Here is a 22342-nt window from a genome sequence, read left to right on the forward strand (position 1 = left end):
GTATCAATTGCCCAACAATCCGAGTACGAATTTCAATGCTCTACATCATGTTTTTCCCATGCGGTATTGGTTTGGCGTCATCCCGGTCGCTCGCTTGAATGCCGCAAAGAAGGTGCTCTTGGTTTGAAATCCGGACTGTTCCGTTATATCTGCAACGGTCCAATCGGTCGTTGTAAGCAGCTTGATGACATGCTCGATCCGTTGGTCTGTAATATAATCGGATAATGAGCAATTAAACTGATCCTTGAATATTTGTCTGGCATAGTTCACAGACATGGATACATGCGCGGCAATGTCATCCACGGAAAGCATCGGATTGTGAAGATGATTGCGTACATATTCGATCATCTCCGCAGCGACCTCATCCTTTCGGCTCGAGGCATTCTTCTTGCGGTTCTGTTCTATGGTCTGCAGCATCACCTGGTACAGCCACGCTTTCACTTCACCTAAGGTGGCGAATTGTTCCAGAAAAGAATGGATACTCTTCATCCCTTGAAATGTTTTATAGTTTTTGAAGCTTTTCATGATGGAATAAATGATGTGAGTCAACTGCAGTTTGCATTCCTGATAGCTAAGTTCCTGCATATGCAAGGTGAGGTGATCCAAATAACCTTCAAGTGCTTTATCATTCTTAAGCTGAACAGATTGAATAACCTGTTTCAGCAATGCTTCATCGAGATCACTGTCTTTGCCTCGTTCATATCGCTCCAAATCATCAGAAGTGAACACCCTATCCTCATGATTAATGAATCCCATTAACGTCAGTTCGTAAAGCTGGTTATAGATAATCTGCAGATTCTCCTCAACATCAAGCACGGAACTGATAGCTGCATGCACTTCCAGCTTAAGCCATCGACTGATCTGAACCTTAACGTCATCCATCGCTCCTATTGCTAGTGCCATTTCTTCCTCTGAAGTAGACAAAGAAATGAGTGCCACAATGTGATCAGAGCCGAAATCGACTGTTTCCGCAACAAACCCGTGATTCGAAAGAACTTCGACCATAATATTCCCTAATGCAAAACGCAATAATTTGCGCGAAGCAAAGTCAAACTGTTCTTCGAAGCGTCCGTACGATTCCAGACGAATGACCGCCATACGGAATGATCCCGTTTCGAGAATTTGCGTTTGGTTCCTAATAAACTCTTCAATTGGTTTGGATGACTTCGAATTAAGAATCCATTGACGCAAGAAATCATCCTTCACCAGAGCTTTGCTGCTCTTGATCGATGAATCCAATTGTTCGATCTTCTCAACAAGCGAATGGAAACCGGAATGAATCCATGCCATTTCATTGCCGGCATTTGATGCTTGTAGGATAGCATGTTCCTTGCCTAGCTTGCTTCTTATTTGAGAGACCAAGTCGCTAAGAGGCTTTAAGCTGCGGTATGATTGCCAAAACAAATATAACAGCAATGCTAACAGCAGAAAGATCGAAGAACCAATAATTTGGATACGAATCTTAGCAACCTTTGCTTGCCATAAAGAGATCGGCGCCATGTGATATATATTCCATCCTTCTACAGGAAACCGTTCTGACTGAATGGACCATGTTTCATTGCCAAAATTCCATTTCCAGCCCTGGTCTGCTGCCGATTTATCTATTTCCATTAGCGCTTGGGTTAACGCAGGGTCCGTATTCCCCAGGATGAACTCTTTATTTTTGCCTTCAATATAAATTTTATTGGGATCATCTGCTGAAATCTGCAGCATGTTCTCATTCAACAATGGTTTACTGAACAGAATTGCAACAAATCCCTGAAAGTTCTGATTAGGTCCGGATGCTGGTACGACAAGTGCAAGAAACGATTCTCCTCCCACTTCATGGTTAACATACTGCAAATACGGCGTTTTTTGATTCTTAATGTAGTCCAACATCGTTTGGTCATAAAAATCCTTTGTCGTATAGATGCTCGATTCAGAAGTGTAGATTTGATCAATATTAAAGTTAATTAAATAAATGCCTCGAATGAAAGGCTCACTGCTCATAAATCCCCTTACACTTGTCGCTGCTTTATCCAATGTCAAAGGGGAATACTCGTCCTTCCCCATGTTTATCCAGAGCGCAATGCTTTGATCCGAATAGATTCTTAGCGCAAACTGGCGTAATTTTTGCAGGGTAAATTCCGAGGTTTTAACGATTTGATTAATTTTCACCTGATTGGACTTGTCCGTTTCATCCATCGCGCTTTTAGCGAACTGTTGGCTGAGGAACACGGTAAATACTAGGGTAAGCAAGCTCACTGCAATGCAGGAATACATAAATATGTTTAAATACATCTTCTTCGGCTTTATCCGGCTCCACATGGCATACCCTACCCTTCTTTCTCAATATATCACACGAAAACAATATGACAGGATTCCTGCTTTGTCCAGTATGAATCTTAACAAAGAAGTGTGAATTTTATTACATGAGCAGAGTCATCTTTGTTTAAATCATTCTACCAAATCCCCTCATTTTCTGCTGTTGGGAGACAAATACAAGTTTTGAAGTAATTATTAATGGTCTCTTCCATGCGTTTCCTAAGGACGAAGAAAGAATAGAATAACTTCTTCAACTTATTTGCTAATATGCCAACATTCCTTACAGCTCGTTCTTTATCTAAATTATGAGGTCCCGATTTTTCAATTGCATTATCAATAGCATTTAAAAAATCAAACCAGTCTTGATCAGAAAAAACGTGTCTTAAAAAATCGGTTTGATCTACAAACTGATCACCACATGTACATTGGATCTTCATTAGAATTCCTCATTTCTAATATTAAGGAAATTGCGTTTATTGACCATTATTTGAACATAGTGATAATGTATTCGCAGGGCGTTTAAACAATCCTGCCCTTAGCTTAATGAAAATAGAGCAGCCGCTGATCGCAAACTGCTCCATGGTGCGTTCAACTAACGTTATCCGTTAGTTTAGCCAGTTATCGGAATATATTTTTTAAATCCTTTGCTAACTGTTCCGCTATATCCGTTTTTCATGAAGAATTCATGTGCTTCTATCCTATTTGCACTACTTAATAACATTATCTTTGTGCAGCCTCTTGAAATACATAATTGTTCCACGTGTTCTAACAGTCTTTTACCGATTCCATTCCCTCTAAAGTCTTTATTTACAATAACATTTTCTACAACTGCGTATGGTCTAAATTGATACATTGGGTCAAGACAAACAGTCATAAATATTGTTCCAGTTACGATTCCATGGTCTTCATACACAAATAAAAAATTGTTCGGGTCTGCCATGATTTGCTCTATTCTTTCAGGTAATACTTTAATGTTTTTGCTATTTGGAGCCAATGCTTTATAAAGGCTTTCTAGGATATTGGTATCCTTTGATTCAGCTTCTCGAATCACGACACAACCTCCTTATACTAAGGTTTATCCATATGTTATATTCTACATTACTGTCCGTAGAACAGGCTACCGATGTTGCTGGCAGCCTATTGTCATGGTGCTATCGTTACCCGTTAGTTCAATCCCCTATAAAAATCGAGTTCTCTTCACGAATCCAGCTATTCATTGAATAGAATTACTTCATTCCCATTTTTATTCATATGAAACCCGTCAATCACAGGAAGTTGAAATCTTTCTTTAGTTGTTGGGTTAAATTGTAATACACATATCGCTTTATGCCCTTTTCCAATCTTATCCACGGGTAAATATACAAGAGGGTTTATAATTGTACAAATTCTGCATTCAATTTTTTTAATTGCTTTTGGATCATTCCTGTAACAATAATGGTTAAATTCTTGGCCAATATCAATATCTTGTTCCACAAATGAGACAAAAGCATAAATTAAGTTTTCAGTTTCATAATCCAATTTTAAAAAATCATGGATAACCTCATCCCATTCTTGATTTATTTTATCCTTATATCTTTTGATTTGTTTGAAAACTAAATCTGTTTTATAGGAACTTATAAACTCTGAAGGGAGCATACCCTGAACTGTAATGGTACTCATTTTGACTCCTTTCTATTTATGAATTCTGTCCATTAGGTAAGCGAAAGGCTACCTTTCGTGCCGGTAGCCTCCCATTGCTGTTTATTGAACAAACGTTTTACTTTTAGTTTTATGATCATACGTGTCGCTCCTTTTTTGACAAAGACTATTTCTTAGCCCTAACAGAAATGTTTAGTTTAAAAACAAAAGAGGAGCTACCGCGAAGCAAGCCTTCTCAATCATCCAGTCCGTGGTTATCGTCAATCATCCATGAAAACTCTTTAGCAATTGAGATTGCAATTTCAGATATTGAATGTTCTAGATTTCCATCGATATATCTCGGTAGATCGATCTCAATTAAATTTACTTCTTCAATACCATCAAGTGTGTTGAACGCATATCCTCCATTGGGATTTGCAGGAATCCCCATTATTTCTACAGTCTCTCCATTAATCTCTTTAATAAATTTTAGATGTCCAACTTTTGTAAACCCAAATTTACTCAGCAAGTAATGCTCCAGAACTTCCGATTTTATTTTTTGTGTGTAATCATCAGAGTGAATACTAATATAGTAATACATAATTCCACCTCACTTAGACCTCACTCTATAGCTCTAATTTCTCGATAAGATAAGTCTATTCCTTTAAATATCCATTTATTAAATCTGCCCGGTACCGAAGTTAGGGCTACCACGCGGCAGCCCCCTGGTATTTAACTATCGTTTCGTTATCCGTTAGCGTATCATTCAATTTTTCGAGAAAGCACACTATCTTTCGTAGTTTCTTCCAGAATGGTTTTCCTATATGCTTTGTTATTTGGAAGAACTAGATAGTTTTAAGTATTCATGCTTCAAAATACTCATCATTATACGATCAACATATTGACCATTTTTATAGACTTCGTCTCTTAGTATGCCATCCTTATTGAAACCAGCTTTTTCATAACTCCGAATAGCACCAGGATTATCAGCATCTACCGTCAAATACACTTTATGAAGGTTTAAACGCTCGAATGCAAAATCCAGGACAACACCTGTCACTTCTGTAGCATAACCTTGCCCCCATACCATTTTGTCCCCAATCCAAATACCAAATTCAGCATGCTTGGACCAAGGATGGATATTAAACAATTGGGTATTGCCAATCGGGATGCCGTCTTCTTTTATTATGGTAAAATAGACAGATGATAGATCTGTTTGCGCATACTTCCGTGTACGTTCTCTGACCACTTCCGGTGTTAGGGGCATACCACTTCCTGATGGTAACGTTCGGTTAACTACAGGATCGGACAGCCATTCATATCGCTTTTCCCAATCTTCTTCAACAACACGCCTTAATGTTACTCGTTGTCCGTATAGCATATTTCCCCTCCACCCGTTAGCTTAGCATCTCCGCGTTCGTGTTCAGGCCAAGAATTTCAATTACTTCAATTTCCCCCAACTTTCTTAAGCCCGCCATAAAATAGCCAATGACACCTATTTTAATTCGATGAATATGTACTTCTCTCCTCATCTCGGGAAATAATATCCACATTCTTGCAGTACCTTGTTTGGATACTGGAAGATCTTTGTAAAGAAAAATGTTTCCAAAATCATCTTCAAATTCAGGATGAATAGCAAATATTCCCGTCTCTTTAATGTTATCTCCATCGTAAGTAAAATCACAACGCAGCCCCTGAAACACCGGATTTTTTCTTCCGCCTTCTTCTTCGGAATAAAACTGATACCTTATTCTAAAATCAGGAGGATGATTTCTGACTTTCTCATATGGAATCCAGACTTCCATAAAACCATTAGCCTCCTCATGCATATTAATACTTACAAATGTAAAATGAATAATGTGATGATTATACCTGCCTTTATTTCCAATATAAATAGAGATTTACTGATCGCGAAACATTCGGCGATCATATTGAAGTAAAGTTCCCTCGTTAGTTGAACAAGAGATAGAGTTTATAATTCTTTTGCCATTACGATGCTCGTTTCTTCATATCCTAACTTTTCATATAAACCACGAGCAATTTGGTTATGGGCAAAGACATGAAGTCCTATACTCTTGATGCCAATTTCTCTTCCCAACTTTTCTATATCTTCCATCGCTTGCTTGCCAAATCATTCCAACCTCTTGGCCATTTGAACGAATTGTAAATAGTTTGTTATCAGTGGTTTTCTCTCCATCAGGCAAAAGGTGTGCATATTGTTCTGTTGCCTTACTAATAGATTCCTTTTCGTTCCAATTACCAGATTGCACGTTGCTTTTTGCATAGCTCTTAATTGCAGAATTAAGGTAGTCCTGAAATTCAGTCGAATTCATTAAATCTAATGTAATCATTATTCTCCCTCTCTGAAAATAAAATGAAATAAGTTATTTCATTTTTCCTTTTGAAAATATCCAATATGAGCTCTTAACTCTACATTCCATATTAGCATATATTAGAAGTATTCTGCCCAATAGCTTAATGAGGCTCCCACCTGTTTTTGCGGTGGTAGCCTCATTTTGTAGTTTATTGAAGTAACGTTCAACGTAATGACTTTTTCACTCGTATGCCTTACCAGCCAATAAAGAGGTTGCAAGCAGACTCCAAGTAGGCGTTTTAGAATTTGCATCATTAGAATCATTTAACCAAGCAGCCATAGCCTCCAAAAAGTTTTCCAGTGTTTGGTTCTCCCAGCTCGTAGCATTATTAGTTAGATCATGTCTCAATGTATGAAGAAATGCAACCAATTCATCTTTACTGGATACATCATTAGGGTTCAAGGTTTCAGCTCCTCCTCGTATAATTCAACAAAACTTATTTATCTGGATAATTTTCGAGAGCTTCTTTGATATCTCTCAGTTCTGAAGATAATTTCTCAAAAAGAACCTTGTTTTTTGGGTCGCTTTTATCTTTAAAATTTGTGCCTCCCAAATAATAGTATTCAACATCAATAATACGTGTTTTTATACGCTCTCCGTCTTCATTAAACTTGCTGTCATAGAATGCATTTATAAACTCCCTCTTCGAATAAGGAAATCCAACATGTTCTATGCTTAATTCGAAAAGTTCAGCAATTTCGAGTGCAACGCTTTTAAAATTCTTTTTTTTCACCTTCATTCTTGAATCATCCTCCGTGCATCCAGATAAATATATTAATAGGATAATTGATTACGAAAACCTTCTCATTAATGACAAGTAAGAGACTTCTTAATTATACCATCGCTTTTCCATTGCGTTAATCTGCCCGTTAGTTTAGCGGCGGATCGCTCGTTTTGCTGTAATGTTTACATTAGTAAACACCCACTAACGAAATCTATATACCACTAACACACTTTATTTTCCACTAACGATCTTTATTTCCCTTGATTAATGATGAAGATCATCATCACACGATTTTTACCTGACTTTTTCGTATGATACATTTATACATCAAGAATAAACCCGCGCAATTTGAACGGGTTTACAGTGTAATCAATTCTGATGTTTAAATTTCACTAATACATTCCGTACTCAATGCACCAGTCGCCCATCCCTAAACCTTACAACCCGCTTCGCCTGCTCCGCAACCTGCCGATCATGCGTAATCACAATAATCGTCCGTCCCTGCTCGTTCAACATCCTGAAAATATCCATGATTTCCACACCCGTCTTAGAGTCCAAGGCACCTGTCGGCTCATCCGCCAAAATGATCGGGGGATCTCCCGCTAACGTGCGTGCAATCGCAACGCGTTGCTGCTGTCCACCTGATAGTTCCGAAGGGAAATGCTTCCGACGATCCAGCAAATCAACGGCTTCCAACGCCTGCAAAACCAGCGGCTCTCGCTGTTTCCTCGATAATCCGCGATAAATTAACGGCAGTTCCACATTCTCATAAGCGCTTAATCTGGGCAACAAGTTGAAGCTCTGAAAAACAAATCCGATCTTCCGATTGCGAATCTCGGCCAGCTGTGAGTCCTTCAGTGAGTGAATCTGCTTCCCATCGAGAACATACAGACCTTCGTCCGAAACGTCCAAGCAGCCGATGATGTTCATCAGCGTGGACTTTCCAGAGCCCGAAGGCCCCATAATTGCGACAAACTCGCCTTGCACAATGTCTAACGTAATGTCATCCAACGCTCGAATCGTTTCACCGCCCATATAGTAAAATTTACTAACATGCTCAATTTGGATTAAGGCTGTCATTGTCTTCGCCTCCATTATTTGAAACCAAATAAATGAAGAATACGATGTTCTGCTCCAACCTGATACAACATGCCGATCTTTCCTTACCGCTTCGCCTTATAAAATTCATGATATAGCTTCATTAACGCCCGCTTCTCAATCCTTGAAACATACGAACGCGAAATGCCTAATTCCTTTGCAATCTCCCGCTGCGTCCTCTCTTCTCCACCAAGCTCCAATCCAAACCGACCGACAACAACTTCCTTCTCGCGGTCGTCCAAAATCTCCAAATTCCTGTAAATTTTCGACTTTTCGATCTTCAACTGCACCGCATCCACCACATCGTCAGCCTCGCTGCCGAGGATGTCAATCAAAGTAATCTCGTTCCCCTCTTTGTCCGTTCCAATTGGATCATGCAGAGACACATCTTTACGTGTTTTCTTCAATGAGCGCAGATGCATCAGGATCTCATTCTCAATGCAACGCGCAGCAAAAGTCGCCAGCTTTGTCCCTTTGTTTGGGGAGAAGGATTCGATGGCTTTGATCAGACCTATCGTCCCAATGGAGATCAAATCTTCCAAATCTTCCTTAATATCGTTATTGGAGTCCTCCACTACCAAAACTTAGTCGTCAAAACTGTAGTCCTAATCTTTCAGCGCGCAAATGGAATGGCCATAATATTCTCTCAAAGTAAACTAACCCTATTCGTCTGCATCTGATTTAAGAGCATGTTGTAAGACATGGAAAGAATCCCTTATACTTGTGTTCAATAGGTAAAAAAAGGATGTAGGAGGTTCTGCATGATTAACAACCGTTCTGTACCAACAAAACACTTGCTCCCTCATCTCTTCTATGAGAATGTCGAAGCTGCAAGCACTTGGTTACACGCTTTTTTTAGCTTCACCGAATATTTCCGTTTCTTACAACCAGACGGACAACTCCACGGCGTCGTGATGTATTTTGGCGATGCATGGATTATGCTCAAAAATAGTCGCCCCTCCTCAACCTTAACGAGCCCGGCCAAGCTCGGTTCTTCCACTCAGTCACTCATGGTTTTCGTTGAGGATATCCAATCACATTACCAACATTCCAAATCGTCTGGCGCAGATATCCTCGAAGAACTTGTAGAAACCGAATATGGCGAGCGACATTACGTAGTCCTAGATTTGGAAGGGCACCAATGGATATTTTCGAAGCATATTAAAGATATTAGTCCCGATGAATGGGGAGCGGTTGTCGCACTTAGTTCAATGAACGGAATACGAATTGATTAAACTTCTATTTCGTATATATTCTGCCTTTTTACGTCACATGGTGACAATTATTAGCATCGTCAAAAAAAATCCCATTCCGAATGCCTGAAATCTCCCGAGCAATCCACTGACCTGGTGTAATTCCTTCTACTTCCTTAAATACGCGTGTGAAATGATGCACCGTTTTGAAGCCTACCGTTTCCGCAATATGCTTGATACTGCAGTCTGAATAAGTCATCCATTCCTTGGCACGCATAATCCGGACTTCCTTCAGAAAAGCTGCGATTGTGAGACCTTTGTAATCTTTGAAAAGCTGGCACATATAGCTTGGGCTATATCCAAGCTTCTTGGACATTTCCGCAATTGTCCAATCCTGATCTGCATGCTCCAAAATCCATTGCTCTGCTTTTTCCGCTGCTGTGGCATTGGTGTTGGAAACTCGAGGTGCCAAAGAACGAAGCTCCAAAACGTTTGATTGTGCTTCATTTTCCAAGTGCTCGGCAGCCCGTGCCAATACATAGAGCAGCTCAGCCATATGAAGAGCTGCCAACTCTCGGAAATAACTTTGCCGTTGCAGCCCCTCGCTGCGTACAAGTTCAAGAAGCCGCGCTGCCTCTTTATTGCGAATGCGCATCCGCGCAGGAATTTGAGCTGTAGCGCTTTCAAGTTCTTCCGATACAATTTGAAATTTGATGTCCAAGGTTTTCACATGATCAACTGCTGTCAATCCATGCAATTGATTCGGTCTTATAAAGAATATGGTGTCAGGCTCCAGCTCGAATATGTCGTCTTCACATTGAAATACCCCACTGCCGCTTGCAATCCAAAAAATTTGATGAAAGGCATGCTGATGCAGATTCCTATTTTCGCCTTTTTCGTAATCATAACGCGCAGTCCACAATAGTTGAATCCCAAAGTTACTCATGCTTCCTCCTTCTTATGTCTCTGTAATCGGTATTATATCGTAATTCGAGATAAAGATGTCACAATCTCAGACAAAGAAGAATATAGCCGTATTTTATATACTTTAGGAAGGAAAGTTGACTTCGTATTTACGAAAAGGAGAATAAGCAAAATGCGGATTAGCGAGAAATTCCCACGGTACACCGAGTACAATCCAAGCGTGCCAGTCTGGTGCGTAACACCTGGGGAAGGAGGCGGCGGATTACATCGTTTTTTTGACACTTCCCCGGTCAGTCCATCTGGCCAGTATTTAGCCGTACTGCGTATGCCGGATAATGATCGTGTCAATATGCCCGGCGAAGCTGCCGATGTTGTTCTTATTGATTTGCATACCGCTGAAGAGAAGGTTATTGCACAGACTTTCGGTTGGGAGTATCAATTGGGGGCCAATATTAATTGGGGTGCAGATGATCATTCCCTCTATTTTAGCAACGTAGACACATTGAACTGGGAACCCTATATTGTTTGTATTGACCCACTTACTGGTGTGACGCGTAAATTGGAAGGCTCTATTTACCGCATATCTCCTGACGGTAATCAAATCATTTGTGCCAACACAGTGACCATGCGACGGACTCAGAACGGATACGGGGTCGTCATTCCTGAAGAACGAGTCGCGCGAAATTTCGGATTTCGTGCTGACGACGGTTTGTTTATGACCGATACAAAGACAGGTAAACGAAAGCTAGTCATCTCAATCCGGGAGATTTTTGAACGTGCTGTTCCCCACATAGACAAAGCGATGTACGAGCATGGCGAATGTTATGGGTTCCATTGTAAGTTTAATCCTCAGGGGGACCGGCTGATCTTTACAATGCGCTGGTTCCATTCCCAAGAAACTCAGCCCTGGAATCAGATCAAGCAGCATCTTGACTTTTGGGTGCTGACCATGAAGCCGGATGGAACTGATGTATGTGTTGCGGTAGGCCCTGAGCAATGGGAAAAAGGCGGCCATCATATTAACTGGTTTCCAGATGGCGAGCATCTCTCCATGAACTTGGCCATTCATGGAGACAAACAGATGAAGCTTGTCCGTGTCCGATACGATGGAACAAATTTGTGTACGATTACCGATCAAATACCTGGTTCCGGTCATCCGACCGTTCATCCGAACGGCCGTCACATACTAACAGATACGTATGCCTTTGAGCAAACTGCATTTGGAGACGGTACCATACCGCTGCGCTGGATTGATCTTCAGACACAATCCGAGCAGACACTTGTTCGGATAAATGTCGATCATCCACCTGCGAGGCTCAACGGCTCTCTTCGCGTAGATGCTCATCCCGCTTGGGCTCCTGATCATCGCCATGTTGTGTTTAATGGATATGTTAACAGAGCACGGCGAGTATTTATTGCTGATCTAGGCGGTGTGATGTAACTAAAGTACTCGCTAACACTAGTCAGAACATAGGAAATAGCTTGCCAATTCATCGGCAAGCTATTTCGGCATTTTATTATGCTTTATGTTGTAAGTCGTAATCTTTATTTTTCTAATATAGGGCGAAGCAACCTACTTAAATTTTCTCCCATAAGTTCATGCCCATAATCCGAGGGATGAATGAGATCACAAGTGAGTCCCGCAAAGTCAGTCAGAATTTCATTGCCTTCCAGCAGGTAAAGTTTGGGGTACTTGCTACTAGCGACAATTTCCCGAAGAATGGCGTTGAATGCTGCTTGATTCTGGCCAACTGTAGTTTCACTACTGTCATAAGTAGACGCGTTCAGAAATATAGTTATGACCACAACCGGCTTATTCGGATGCTTCGAACACATGGATTGAATCAAATATTCCGCACGTTCCCGAAATTGCTCTGGCGAATAAGAGGTCCTCATATTCACACCAATCTCCAGCGTGGCCAGATCCCAGTCGGTTCGCGAAGACAAGTAGTTGGCTACTTGCGGCTCGCACATGCAGGCACCACTTAGCCCCATGTTCATAACATCAATGCCTAATCGTTGTGCTGCCTTATGCACATAAGCATTGTAATTATGCACGGCGGAACTTCCGTGAGTGATAGAAGAACCATAAGCGAGCCAGCGAACAGCGGGCACCTCATCTGGCAACGGCGGACGAACGGAATCGTTGAATACCTCAATTCCGTGAAACCTCACTGCATAGCGTCCCGTGATGACGCGCCATACTTGTGGTGCAAAGCGCTTCTTTTTGATGGAATCGAGATTTACTTTACTAGTGTCTAGCCGTTGTACGAGATGCAAGGTGTGTTGTACACCACTTCTCAGCGTATATTGAGAATGGTAAAAGTCCCCTTGGTAGACCATAACCTCCCCATCACCTTCAACAGCTGTTAAAGATATACGAACATTCTGGGAATTCGTAACAAACCTAATTTCACATCCGCTGGCCTGTTGTGAAACGAATCCTCCTCGTTCGCTCATCGCTTCACGAACTGCCTTCGGATAACGTTGTAAGGTTAAGCCATGTGTAAGCTTGTTTTCCTCCGCCTCTGCAACATTATGAAGTTCAATAGATTCAAACTGCATCGTGATTCGCCTCCTATTCAGCTACATCGTCATCGAACTCTAGCTTTACCACAAGCACCTCATCCGTGATCTCATTAACTGGCAGATTGCGAATCCTTAAGTAAGGCCTCTCCCGCCAATACCAAGGCAGTTGCTCTACGGCTGTCTCCAACTCCCGACCATCATTTAGCAAGATAGCACGCTTGGGCAGCATATTCAGTGGCTTCAAGATGATGGTTGAGCTTTGCAAATCACGATAGGCGTGAGCATAGATGGTGTTACCTCTGCGAGTCAGCAGCACCTCGTCACGGAACACACGGTTTGCTACTTCATTCGCGTCGATGATCTCGTCTTTCCCGCCTAAGTAAGAAGCAGGAGTTACATCAACTAACGCTTCCTTCACCTTCTTATACCAACGACCAATACGTCTCAGCGTATCCATGTTTTCCTGCACGATCTTACCTTTCTCGGTAGGACCCACGTTCAGTAAATAATTGCCGCCCATAGCCATGATCTTATCCATACTCTGCATAAGGAATTTGGAGGCATAGTAATCTTCGTCCTTGCGATACCCCCAGCTCTCTCGTCCTACAGACTGACAAGCTTCAGTCGGCGTCCGGAAATATCCTCCATCAGGTACATGCCTCTCTGGAGTGCTGTAATCACCTTTATCGGGTCCACGGTTATTGATGAGAATGTCCGGCTGTAACGACCGTACCAACTCATTGATCGCTGGATTGTGGTACTCAGCTACATTGACATCCCAGAAAAACTGATAGATTGGACCATATTGTGTGAGAAGTTCCTGCACCTGTTTCTTCACATACTCGTAATATTGTTCAATATCCGGTTCATCTCCAGGACGCGGCCCGAACATTTCATGATGTCGACCCTGGTTAGGATAATTAGGGTGATGCCAGTCTGGACAAGAGTAATAAAGGCTTAGCGGGAAGTTCCGCTTCTGGCATGCCTCCGCTAGCATCGCTAAAACATCTTTTCCGTATGGTGAATTCGTCACCTTATATTCCGAATGTGCAGTGTCCCACATGCAGAAACCGTCGTGATGCTTCGTTGTAAAACATAAATACTGCATGCCAGCCTCTTCAGCTAGATCAATCCACGCGTTCGGATCAAAATCCTGCGGATTGAATTCATGAATGAATTGTTCATATTGGCGTCTGGTGATATTGCCTCTCCATGGAAGTTGTTCGTGCCATGCAGGGATAGCATACAAGCCCCAATGGACAAACATACCGAATCTTAGTTCGAAAAAACGGTCTCGCGCATCATGGAATCTTGGTAACATGTTTAACCCCCTGTTAGTTGTTATAACGGCTGACTTCACTTCTATCATACCTTTTCTATTTACAGCAATCTTCCGATTTGTTAACCTGAATGTAGTGAATTCTAACTTCATTATCAAGAAATGAGTGCTGAACTTGTCAGATCTGCCAACCTACCATTCACTTCGTAATGTGTTAACCAACATCCAAGTAGACGTCATCATCGCCAATCTGCAAACTGTCGGCCCTGACTGGCAGCGCCGTAATTTTGTTCACAGCTTTAACCGCTTATATTATATTCGGAGTGGCGAAGGACGCATTGAAGTAGATGGCGCTGTCTATTATCCTAAGCCAGGTCAACTTGTACTGATGCCTTGTCATACTGTACAGTCCTATTCCACAGTTAACGACAATACCTATAATAAATATTGGTGCCACTTCACTGCTCGTGTAGGAAATCGTGATCTATTCGAGATGTATCGATTCCCGGTTTGTATTGACGTCCCCTCATCATCTGAGGTCGAAGTTTGGTTCGAGCGAATCGTTCGTGGCATAAGCAGTTCGGGACTAGGTACGATTCTAGATATAAAAGCCTCTTTACTGCATCTTTTGGGAATTGTTGTCGACCAACACTTCGAGGAGACAGCCTCCCCTTCAGCTTCTACCCAGAAAATGGGACGTGTTCTTCAATATATTGAAGAGCACCTGCAAGATAGGATTACTGTTGAACAGCTTGCCGACCTGGTTCATTACCATCCCAATTACTTTATTCGCTGCTTTCATTCCGTGCTTGGCTGCTCACCCATTCAATACATTAATCGCTTGCGAATGGAAAAGGCACGTACGATGCTGGCGTCTGATCAATCCATCGGCAGCATCGCCCAAGCCGTCGGCATTGAACATCATAATTTTTCAACAATGTTCAAGAACGCTACCGGCTTTTCGCCTAGGGAGTTTCGCCGAATGCTCGTTCACGACCACACCAAGAAGTAAAGAGAAACCAAAAAGGAATAACGTAAACCGTTATCCCTTTTTATTTTGATTTGAGCTAGCTGATGCATTTTCCAGCTATCGCATGCTGCCAATATATTTATGTTTATATTCAGAGGGGGAGATGCCTATATGTTTTTTAAATAGCTTGCAAAAATAACGGTAGTCCGAAACGCCAACCTCTGCTGCAACCTCATATACCTTCATGCCGGTTTGCCGTAGCAACTGCTGGGCTTTCAGCATCCTGGTTCGGTGCACGTAGTCATTAAAGTATTCACCGGTAACCTGTTTGAACAATTGTCCCAAATAAATGGTGTTGAGGCCAACCCGCTCGGATAAATCAGGCAGCCTGATCTCCTTCATATAATTTTCATGGATGTACTGGCAAACCTGCTGGACCTCCCAACGCGTCACATTCATTTCGGGATGAAGCTTCGGGTCCGTCAACAAATCAAACACACGGTTCCACCAACGGATAAAGTCGTCCCAGCGCTCGATAAACAGCAACATGTTGTGAAATTGAATGAGGCTCGAATCCTGCTCCAGCCATGGACATTTCAGCATAATTTCCCCAGATAGTCGAATAAGCTGGGCAGGTGAATACGGCGATGCCCCCAGCGGAAGCGTAGTCAGCTGTTGGACAACCTCCTGTAACATAACCGCACCACCACCATAAAAAGCCTTTGTCGCCTTCGACAGTAACTCCACTTGGTCCATCACACTGATTTCCTGATAATTCACATGAAGCAGCGTTGAATGCAATGAGATATAATCTTGCCTTTCATAAAAGTAACGGCTTAGCTTCTCAAGCCCCTCCGATATTAGTGCATCCATCTCGGCTGTCTCACCTACCAAGCTGCCGCTATTCCATATAAATAGCTTAACGTCGCCTTCCCTGGACAACAGTACCTGTGCTGTTTGGTAGAGGGCAGCTTCAAAGTTCTTGGAGCTTGCATCAGCATCGCTGGTTATTACACAAAGAAGCCTCGTCTTCCCGAGTGGAAATGAAATAATTTGCTGCTCATCTTTAGCTAGAGCTTCGATCCTCGCAGCCAGCTCTTGCTGTCTATCGGCGGTCTCGCCAATAGGGCAAGTTGATTGATTCCAAAGCTCTTCGAATACATCTATACCTACCCATAGCACAGCCACATGGCGCTTTAGCTCCGTGGATAGCTCTTTACTGATCTCACTCCAAATACCTTTTCTCTGATGCGCATTGCTCTCCGACCAACGAACAACTAGCGATTCACGTTTCTTCCACGAATGATATTTGGACTTTTGTTCCGAATCCTCCGCCCTATCCATGGTCACCGTTTTGCTTGCCTTGTCCTTCAATATTAACCTTACATCTTCCACAGCTGCCTGACAGGCCGCAATAATTTGTTCTTTCGATAAGGCAATTTTCAGCAAATAGTTTTTGGCTCCCAGAAGAAGTGCCTGGCGTGCGTAGTCAAACTCGGAATGAGCCGTCAAAAAAACAATCGATATTTCCGGCCAACGTTTTCGTACCAGCTCCGCAAGTTCCAATCCGTCCATTACAGGCATAGTGATATCGACCAATAACAGATGCGGAAGCTCCTTCTCCATCATCGTTAACGCTTCTTGTCCATGCCCGGCTGCACCGATGCATGCAAAGCCGTGCTCCCCCCAAGGAATATGCTGGGTAAACCGTTCACGAACTGGCAGTTCGTCATCGACAATGAGTACTTTAATTGGCATCAAGTTTCTGCCCCATTTCTATTAACATGCTGTTCCGCTCTGCGGATCTGAAGGGTAGACGCACCATCACCCGGGTCCCTTCACCCAGACTGCTTTCAATATCCAAGCCAAACTGCTTGCCAAAATGCAGCTGAATCCGCTCATGGATGTTGCGTATGCCTAAATTATTTAAACCCTTTCGTTCCTTGTCCGGACGATTCGGCAGTGATGGATCCTTTAAGAATTCATTTGAAGCTTCATTCGAAGCTTCCTTAACAATCAATCTGCGTATCATTTCTTGATCAATGCCAGGGCCCGTATCCGACACCTCAAAGCAAATGATTCCAGGCTGCTCCTGGTAGGCCATTATAATAATATGATTGCGTTCACCCGGCTTGTTCAAGCCATAGAATATCGAATTTTCAATTAAAGTAAGCAGCGTAAGCTTCGGAATATACGCCTGCTCGAACGGCTCTGGAATGATGATGTCCACATCAAAAATATCTCCGAAGCGCAGCTTCATCAGGTCCACGTATTTCCATACACATTCCACTTCAAATTTCAGAAGTACAACCTCATCGATCTTATCGATGGAGAAACGCAAAATGCCGACCAATGATTGAATAACAGAACCGATTTCCTTGACTCTTTCGGTTTCCACCAAGCAATAAATCGTATTCAATGCATTATATAAAAAGTGAGGATTAATCTGCGATTGCAACACTTTTAACTCATGGTACCTTTTTTGATCCTCCATGAGCTGCAGATCTTTAAATAAGGTACCGATCCGATCCATCAACTTATTGTAGCCGCTGACAACATAACTGAATTCATCCATCCGTTTCATATCGATGCGGTGCTCCAAATTTCCTAAAGCTCCATAGTTCATTTGCCTGGAAATCTCTTTGATCGGCGCACGGAAGTACCGGCCAAGCCAATAGGAAATAGCCAAGGAAAGTAAAATCCAGAGCGACAGCATCAACACATACTGCTTCTTGACTACTTGTAGGATTTCATACACATCCATCTCATTAATGGCGGCAAATACAACCCAATCCCAGCGGTTACGGTTGCTTTTTAATATCTTATACCGCCCGTCAGGGAGGTCCACATGGTCGAATTCCAAATCATTGCTTTTGACCTTATCCTTGATCATATGAACCATCGGATGGTCTCCGTTTGTTTTCTCCTCAAAGGTCATCGGTGTATTGGTGGAGATCAGTTCACCGTTTCGTGACAGCAGATACAAATCCATTCTTTTCTTGAGCGTGGGGACGGTTACAGAGCTAGCCAGATTGTCTACATTTAGGTCAATGGCAATCACTCCCTTAACTGTCGGGGACTCAATTGTTTTTGCGGCAGTAATCGTTTTTTTAGAAAAAGACGAGATATAAGGCTGGCTCCACCAGAAGCCCCATAACCTCGCTTGATTATAGACCTCTGACATTTGCTCCTTGTTCACGAAATATTTCATAGACTGTGGGGCACTTATCGTATATTGACCGTCAACAATTAAATAAATGCTTTTGATCGTATCCGGGTGCAGCCTGACCATATTTTCCATCAGTACCTGGTAATCGGTTAGTGTGAGCGATTCGAAAATTTCTTTGTCTGTCAAAAATAATAAATTATCCTGGATCGCCGTCATATGTATTTGCAGATACCCCTCGACCTGCCCCATTAATAGCTGTAACGACTCTTCTTGATTTTGCTTAATAATAGCCGAATTATTGTAAAATGCGATGCCTCCTACCAATAAAAGCCCCAGCAGAAAAGAAAAAAAGGTTATTAAAAAGAGCTTCGTTCCGATGCTCGTAAATAAAAAATGAAGCCGATTTGCTCTTATGGGCATCCTTGTACCTCCTGTAGCCTGCCATCCGTAGCCTACTCTGAAAACCCTTACATTATATCATGAAAATTGGATATGACCTATGCATTTCTAATTGCTTTGTGGCATCCTCCTATTCGAAAAAGGAGAGGCATGAATAGCCCTCTCCCCCTATTGTTATGGCAAACTTATTCTAAAACGCCTGCCTCACGCATTTGCTTCTCGTAGTTAGCGAAAATTTCTTTGCCACGATATTTGTTCATCAGCTCATCGCTCAATTGCGGCCATTTCTCGATCGGGATTTCGCCAAACACAATTTTGGTGTGAAACACATTCTGCTGCTTACGGAAATCCGCAATATTGATGCCGTCTGGAGGCGTCACTTGAATACCATTGGAATACGGAGCCCTTTTATAAGTAGCCAGCTGCTTGTAAAGTTCTCGGTCACGATCGGTCAAATTGGGATTAACAATGTCAAGCCCGATTTGTCTGGCTTCGCTCTCTGTAGGGGAAAATGCTCCGTAAATTTTCAAGAAATCGCCTTGCTCTTTTGCTATTTTATCAAGCTCCACCATATTAGGTAAAATTTTATTGCCATCACGCTTGTAATGTACATCCTGCTTACCATAATGCGTTAGCAGATAGCCTTCTTCGCTGCACAAATAATCAACTAGCTGAAGAATACGCAGTACCTTGTCCGGATCCTTGTCAGCAACCGCCTTGGGAATCGCCCATCCTGTGTTGCCAGTCGCTTCTACCCATGTCGCTTGGTCGGGGTATGGATTAAACGCTACGATATCAAATTTGGGATTAATTTTTTTACCTTTGTTTAAGAAGCTGTTCGGATTGCCCTCCAGAAAATTGTTAATGCCCCGCGAGTTGACGATTCCTACCTTGCCTTGCGCAAATTTCTCAAAAACAGCTTCGCCTTTGTTCAAGAACCAATCAGGATCGACGATTTTCTCATCGATAACAGCCTTAATCTCGGCTAAAACTTTTCCGGTTTCAGGTGAAACCAGATTATCCTTAACATGTTTGCCATCGTTCGTAAACGTACCCATCATTCCGTATTTGGCCCACATCGGCCATTCCTGCCCGACCTGTTCACCATTGCCAGTAGCAGTGAATCCGTACGTATCCTGTTTACCGTTTCCATCCGGATCCTTAAACGTAAAGGCCCGCATGACATTTAGCAGCTCATCGTTGTTGGTGGGAACCTTCAATCCAAGCTTATCTAGCCAATCCTTGCGGATATACCAAGTTGAATATTCTGTCTTCGCATACGGCCTCATTGCCCAAAAGCCCATTGGGTTGTTCTTGTCCCGCTCCGCCTTCAGTAAAGGGGCATCCGCCCATTTCAAATAATTCGGTAAATATTTGTCATTTAAATAATCCGCTAAGTGAGTCAAAGACCCATTGTTGGCATAAGTCTGTATTTCCCGACCACCGATGGTAAATAGATCCGGTACGTCACCTGAAGCGAACCGCACATTCAGTTTGTTCGTATAGTCGGGGCCAGCGGGCATAAATGTTATTTTCAAATCAATGTTCAGCTTCTCGTCGATCGCCTTTTTGACAAAATCCTGATCGGCCGGGGGAAGGGTTACCGAGCCGGCATTCTGCTGAAACAGCTCAATCTTATATTTTTTGGAGGCTTTTGCTGTTGCTCCGGCCCCAGTTGCTGTGGGTTCTGTTGTCCCCTCTTTTGTTGAGCAGCCTGCAATCACAACTAGCGGCATCAGTAATGAAACCATACCTGTTTTCCACTTTCGATTCATCTTAAAACCCCCATCATTATATGTTGTCACCCTTTAATCGCACCCAGCATCATACCTTTGGTAAAATGCTTTTGAATAAAGGGGTAGATCACCAGCATAGGCAATGTCGAGACGACTACCAAAGCCATTCTTAGCGTCTCCGGTGGCAATTCTACCCGCGCCTCCGGATTTAAGGCAAGCAATTCCTGACTGATTTGCGGTTGTTGCAGCATATTGCGCAGCACTACCTGAAGCGGATAGTTCTTCGGGTCACTCATGTACATGATGCCATTAAAAAATTCATTCCAGTGCGTTACGCCATAGAACAACATCAAGGTCGCCAGAATCGGCTTACACAGTGGCAGCACGATGTGATAGAGCGCTTGCATATCGTTACAGCCGTCGATTTTGGCTGCATCCTGAATTTCTTCTGATAAACTTTCGAAGAAAGACTTCATGATCAACAAGTTGAAGGTAGAAACGACCGAGGGGATGATTAAGGCCCATATGCTGTTGAGCAAGCCCGTCTGCTTGACGACCAGATAAGTAGGAATCATGCCACCGGTGAATATCAGGGTAAACACAATCATCATAAGTACGATATTTCTTCCCGGCAGCCACTTCTTTGACAAGGGATACGCAAGCAGCGTGGTCACCAGCAAATTGCAGGCCGTACCGACTATGGTGATGATAGCCGTGATTTGTAATGCTCGCGGAACCAATGCACTTTGAAATATGGCCTTATAAGCGACTAGCGTAAACTTTGAAGGCATTAGCACGAAACCACCATTTTTTAACACTTCAATAATCGGGGTCACGGACATAATGATGACATAATAAAAGGGAAACAGCGTTACCAGACCAGCCATAGTAAGGACAGTATACAGCAGGATGTCCAGAGCACGATCCGTTTTTGTTTTAATGACAACTAATGACATACGTACTCCTCCTACCAGATTCCCGAATCGCCATATTTTTTGGCTAGCTTATTAGCCCCAAGTACAAGCACCAAACCAACGAAGGATTTGAAAAAACCGACTGCAGAGGCAAAGCTGAATTCCATACTTTCCAGTCCCCGGCGGAATACCCAGGTGTCGATAATATCTCCTGTCTCGTAGACCCTCGTGTTTAAGAAAATATAAATTTGGCCGAAGCCGGCATCGAGGATATGCCCGATTTTCAACAGCAGCAGCAAGACAATCACATTGCGAATGCCCGGCAGCGTAATATGCCAGATTTGTTTCCAGCGCCCAGCTCCATCTACAATCGCTGCTTCATACAATTGCGGGTCGATGCCCGTCAAGGCAGCCAGATAGATGATAGCCCCAAAGCCAGTATCCTTCCATATTTCCGTTAAAACCAGCAAGGGTCGGAACCAGCTGTTGGAGGTCAAGAAATTGATGGACTCGCCACCAGAACCGCGAACCCATTGATTGACCAAACCAGAATCTGTAGCTAGGAATGCCATCACCAAGCCGTATATAATTACCCAGGACAAGAAATGCGGCGCATACGTAATGGTCTGAATCGTTCTTTTGAACCAAGCCGAGCGAATCTCGTTCAAGGCAAGTGCCATCGCAATATCTGGCAGCATGCCAAACACAATTTTATAAAGACTGATCACCATGGTGTTACGAAGCAATACATAGAAATCCGGGCTGCTAAAAATCGTTTCAAAATGCTTAAAGCCTACCCAAGGGCTGCCCATAATGCCCTTCATAATGTTGTAATCCTGGAAGGCAATCAATAATCCCATCATGGGGATGTACTTGTAAATAATGTAAAATGCAATGCCCGGAACCATCATCAGGTATAGCCATTTATTCTGTATAAAGTTTCGAAAGAAAGTTCTTTGTATTTTGGTGACACTTGATATTTTCATTGTACTTGTGGTTTCACTATGCATGTCGTCCCTCCTGTTTGTCATCTTCTATCTCAATTATAAGATGGGACTACAGGAGGAACTAGTCATGCATTCTTCAAAAATGTGTAATAATCTTAGATCAC

At 42.6% G+C, this 22342-nt stretch carries 23 protein-coding genes and 1 pseudogene; 3 read left to right on the forward strand and 21 right to left on the reverse strand.

The window, feature by feature from the left end:
* Positions 1 to 45 precede the first annotated feature (45 nt).
* The 13 genes and pseudogenes from L6I86_RS29995 to sigK all read right to left on the reverse strand — a co-directional run.
* A complete protein-coding gene (locus L6I86_RS29995) occupies positions 46 to 2262 on the reverse strand; it encodes an AraC family transcriptional regulator (protein ID WP_236292162.1) in 2217 nt (738 codons plus the stop codon).
* 179 nt (positions 2263 to 2441) lie between these two features.
* On the reverse strand, positions 2442 to 2741 hold the full coding sequence (locus L6I86_RS30000; RefSeq protein ID WP_236292163.1) for a hypothetical protein: 300 nt from the start codon (positions 2739 to 2741) through the stop codon (positions 2442 to 2444).
* Positions 2742 to 2914: 173 nt separating this feature from the next.
* Entirely contained in the window at positions 2915 to 3355 is a 441-nt protein-coding gene (locus tag L6I86_RS30005) for a GNAT family N-acetyltransferase (protein ID WP_236292164.1), read from the reverse strand.
* A 158-nt stretch (positions 3356 to 3513) separates the two neighbouring features.
* Entirely contained in the window at positions 3514 to 3963 is a 450-nt protein-coding gene (locus L6I86_RS30010) for a hypothetical protein (RefSeq protein WP_236292165.1), read from the reverse strand.
* A gap of 214 nt (positions 3964 to 4177) precedes the next feature.
* Positions 4178 to 4522, reverse strand: a complete 345-nt coding sequence (locus L6I86_RS30015) for a hypothetical protein (protein WP_236292166.1) — start codon at positions 4520 to 4522, stop codon at positions 4178 to 4180.
* A 231-nt stretch (positions 4523 to 4753) separates the two neighbouring features.
* On the reverse strand, positions 4754 to 5302 hold the full coding sequence (locus L6I86_RS30020; protein ID WP_236292167.1) for a GNAT family N-acetyltransferase: 549 nt from the start codon (positions 5300 to 5302) through the stop codon (positions 4754 to 4756).
* A 16-nt stretch (positions 5303 to 5318) separates the two neighbouring features.
* The gene (locus tag L6I86_RS30025; protein ID WP_236292174.1) at positions 5319 to 5726 is read right to left on the reverse strand and encodes a hypothetical protein; all 408 of its coding nucleotides are present in this window, start codon (positions 5724 to 5726) and stop codon (positions 5319 to 5321) included.
* A gap of 167 nt (positions 5727 to 5893) precedes the next feature.
* Positions 5894 to 6019, reverse strand: a complete 126-nt coding sequence (locus L6I86_RS36000) for an N-acetyltransferase (RefSeq protein ID WP_420851953.1) — start codon at positions 6017 to 6019, stop codon at positions 5894 to 5896.
* Positions 5967 to 6272 carry a histone acetyltransferase HPA2 gene (locus tag L6I86_RS30030; RefSeq protein ID WP_338113461.1) on the reverse strand — a complete coding sequence of 102 codons (306 nt, stop codon included), beginning with the start codon at positions 6270 to 6272 and terminating at the stop codon, positions 5967 to 5969. The genes L6I86_RS36000 and L6I86_RS30030 overlap by 53 nt, the downstream gene beginning before the upstream one ends.
* A 204-nt stretch (positions 6273 to 6476) precedes the next feature.
* Positions 6477 to 6698 (reverse strand): DUF7660 family protein, encoded by a 222-nt coding sequence (locus L6I86_RS30035; RefSeq protein WP_236292176.1) that lies wholly within the window; start codon positions 6696 to 6698, stop codon positions 6477 to 6479.
* Positions 6699 to 6732: 34 nt separating this feature from the next.
* A complete protein-coding gene (locus L6I86_RS30040; protein WP_236292178.1) occupies positions 6733 to 7035 on the reverse strand; it encodes a hypothetical protein in 303 nt (100 codons plus the stop codon).
* 393 nt (positions 7036 to 7428) lie between these two features.
* Complete coding sequence (locus tag L6I86_RS30045) at positions 7429 to 8100, reverse strand: ABC transporter ATP-binding protein (protein ID WP_236292179.1); 672 nt, start codon at positions 8098 to 8100, stop codon at positions 7429 to 7431.
* 83 nt (positions 8101 to 8183) lie between these two features.
* Positions 8184 to 8666: pseudogene (gene sigK, locus L6I86_RS30050) on the reverse strand (RNA polymerase sporulation sigma factor SigK); the annotation flags it as partial.
* 213 nt (positions 8667 to 8879) lie between these two features.
* Here sigK and L6I86_RS30055 point away from each other — a divergent pair.
* The gene (locus L6I86_RS30055; RefSeq protein ID WP_236292181.1) at positions 8880 to 9353 is read left to right on the forward strand and encodes a VOC family protein; all 474 of its coding nucleotides are present in this window, start codon (positions 8880 to 8882) and stop codon (positions 9351 to 9353) included.
* Between the two features lie 28 nt (positions 9354 to 9381).
* On the opposite strand, the gene L6I86_RS30060 is transcribed toward L6I86_RS30055, so the two are convergent.
* Positions 9382 to 10257 (reverse strand): helix-turn-helix transcriptional regulator, encoded by an 876-nt coding sequence (locus L6I86_RS30060; protein ID WP_236292182.1) that lies wholly within the window; start codon positions 10255 to 10257, stop codon positions 9382 to 9384.
* A gap of 150 nt (positions 10258 to 10407) precedes the next feature.
* Between L6I86_RS30060 and L6I86_RS30065 the strand changes: the two genes are divergently transcribed.
* Positions 10408 to 11676, forward strand: a complete 1269-nt coding sequence (locus L6I86_RS30065) for a TolB-like translocation protein (RefSeq protein ID WP_236292183.1) — start codon at positions 10408 to 10410, stop codon at positions 11674 to 11676.
* 104 nt (positions 11677 to 11780) lie between these two features.
* Here L6I86_RS30065 and L6I86_RS30070 read toward each other — a convergent pair whose 3' ends face one another.
* Positions 11781 to 12800, reverse strand: coding sequence for a GDSL-type esterase/lipase family protein (locus L6I86_RS30070; protein WP_236292184.1), 1020 nt, complete (start codon positions 12798 to 12800; stop codon positions 11781 to 11783).
* Positions 12801 to 12813: 13 nt separating this feature from the next.
* Positions 12814 to 14085 (reverse strand): alpha-L-fucosidase, encoded by a 1272-nt coding sequence (locus tag L6I86_RS30075; protein ID WP_236292186.1) that lies wholly within the window; start codon positions 14083 to 14085, stop codon positions 12814 to 12816.
* Between the two features lie 124 nt (positions 14086 to 14209).
* On the opposite strand from L6I86_RS30075, the gene L6I86_RS30080 reads away from it, so the two are divergent.
* Positions 14210 to 15055, forward strand: a complete 846-nt coding sequence (locus L6I86_RS30080; protein WP_236292188.1) for a helix-turn-helix transcriptional regulator — start codon at positions 14210 to 14212, stop codon at positions 15053 to 15055.
* Between the two features lie 75 nt (positions 15056 to 15130).
* On the opposite strand, the gene L6I86_RS30085 is transcribed toward L6I86_RS30080, so the two are convergent.
* The 5 genes from L6I86_RS30085 to L6I86_RS30105 form a co-directional block, all read right to left on the reverse strand.
* Positions 15131 to 16771, reverse strand: coding sequence for a response regulator (locus L6I86_RS30085; protein ID WP_236292190.1), 1641 nt, complete (start codon positions 16769 to 16771; stop codon positions 15131 to 15133).
* Positions 16761 to 18602, reverse strand: coding sequence for a cache domain-containing sensor histidine kinase (locus tag L6I86_RS30090; RefSeq protein ID WP_236292192.1), 1842 nt, complete (start codon positions 18600 to 18602; stop codon positions 16761 to 16763). Before L6I86_RS30090 ends, L6I86_RS30085 begins: the two co-directional genes overlap by 11 nt.
* Before the next feature lie 164 nt (positions 18603 to 18766).
* A complete protein-coding gene (locus L6I86_RS30095) occupies positions 18767 to 20356 on the reverse strand; it encodes a type 2 periplasmic-binding domain-containing protein (RefSeq protein ID WP_236292193.1) in 1590 nt (529 codons plus the stop codon).
* A 26-nt stretch (positions 20357 to 20382) separates the two neighbouring features.
* A complete protein-coding gene (locus L6I86_RS30100; RefSeq protein WP_236292194.1) occupies positions 20383 to 21273 on the reverse strand; it encodes a carbohydrate ABC transporter permease in 891 nt (296 codons plus the stop codon).
* 11 nt (positions 21274 to 21284) lie between these two features.
* Positions 21285 to 22241, reverse strand: coding sequence for an ABC transporter permease (locus L6I86_RS30105; protein ID WP_236292196.1), 957 nt, complete (start codon positions 22239 to 22241; stop codon positions 21285 to 21287).
* Between the last annotated feature and the right edge of the window lie 101 nt (positions 22242 to 22342).

Origin of the sequence: Paenibacillus allorhizoplanae (assembly GCF_927798215.1) — a bacterium.
Classification (GTDB): domain Bacteria; phylum Bacillota; class Bacilli; order Paenibacillales; family NBRC-103111; genus Paenibacillus_E; species Paenibacillus_E allorhizoplanae.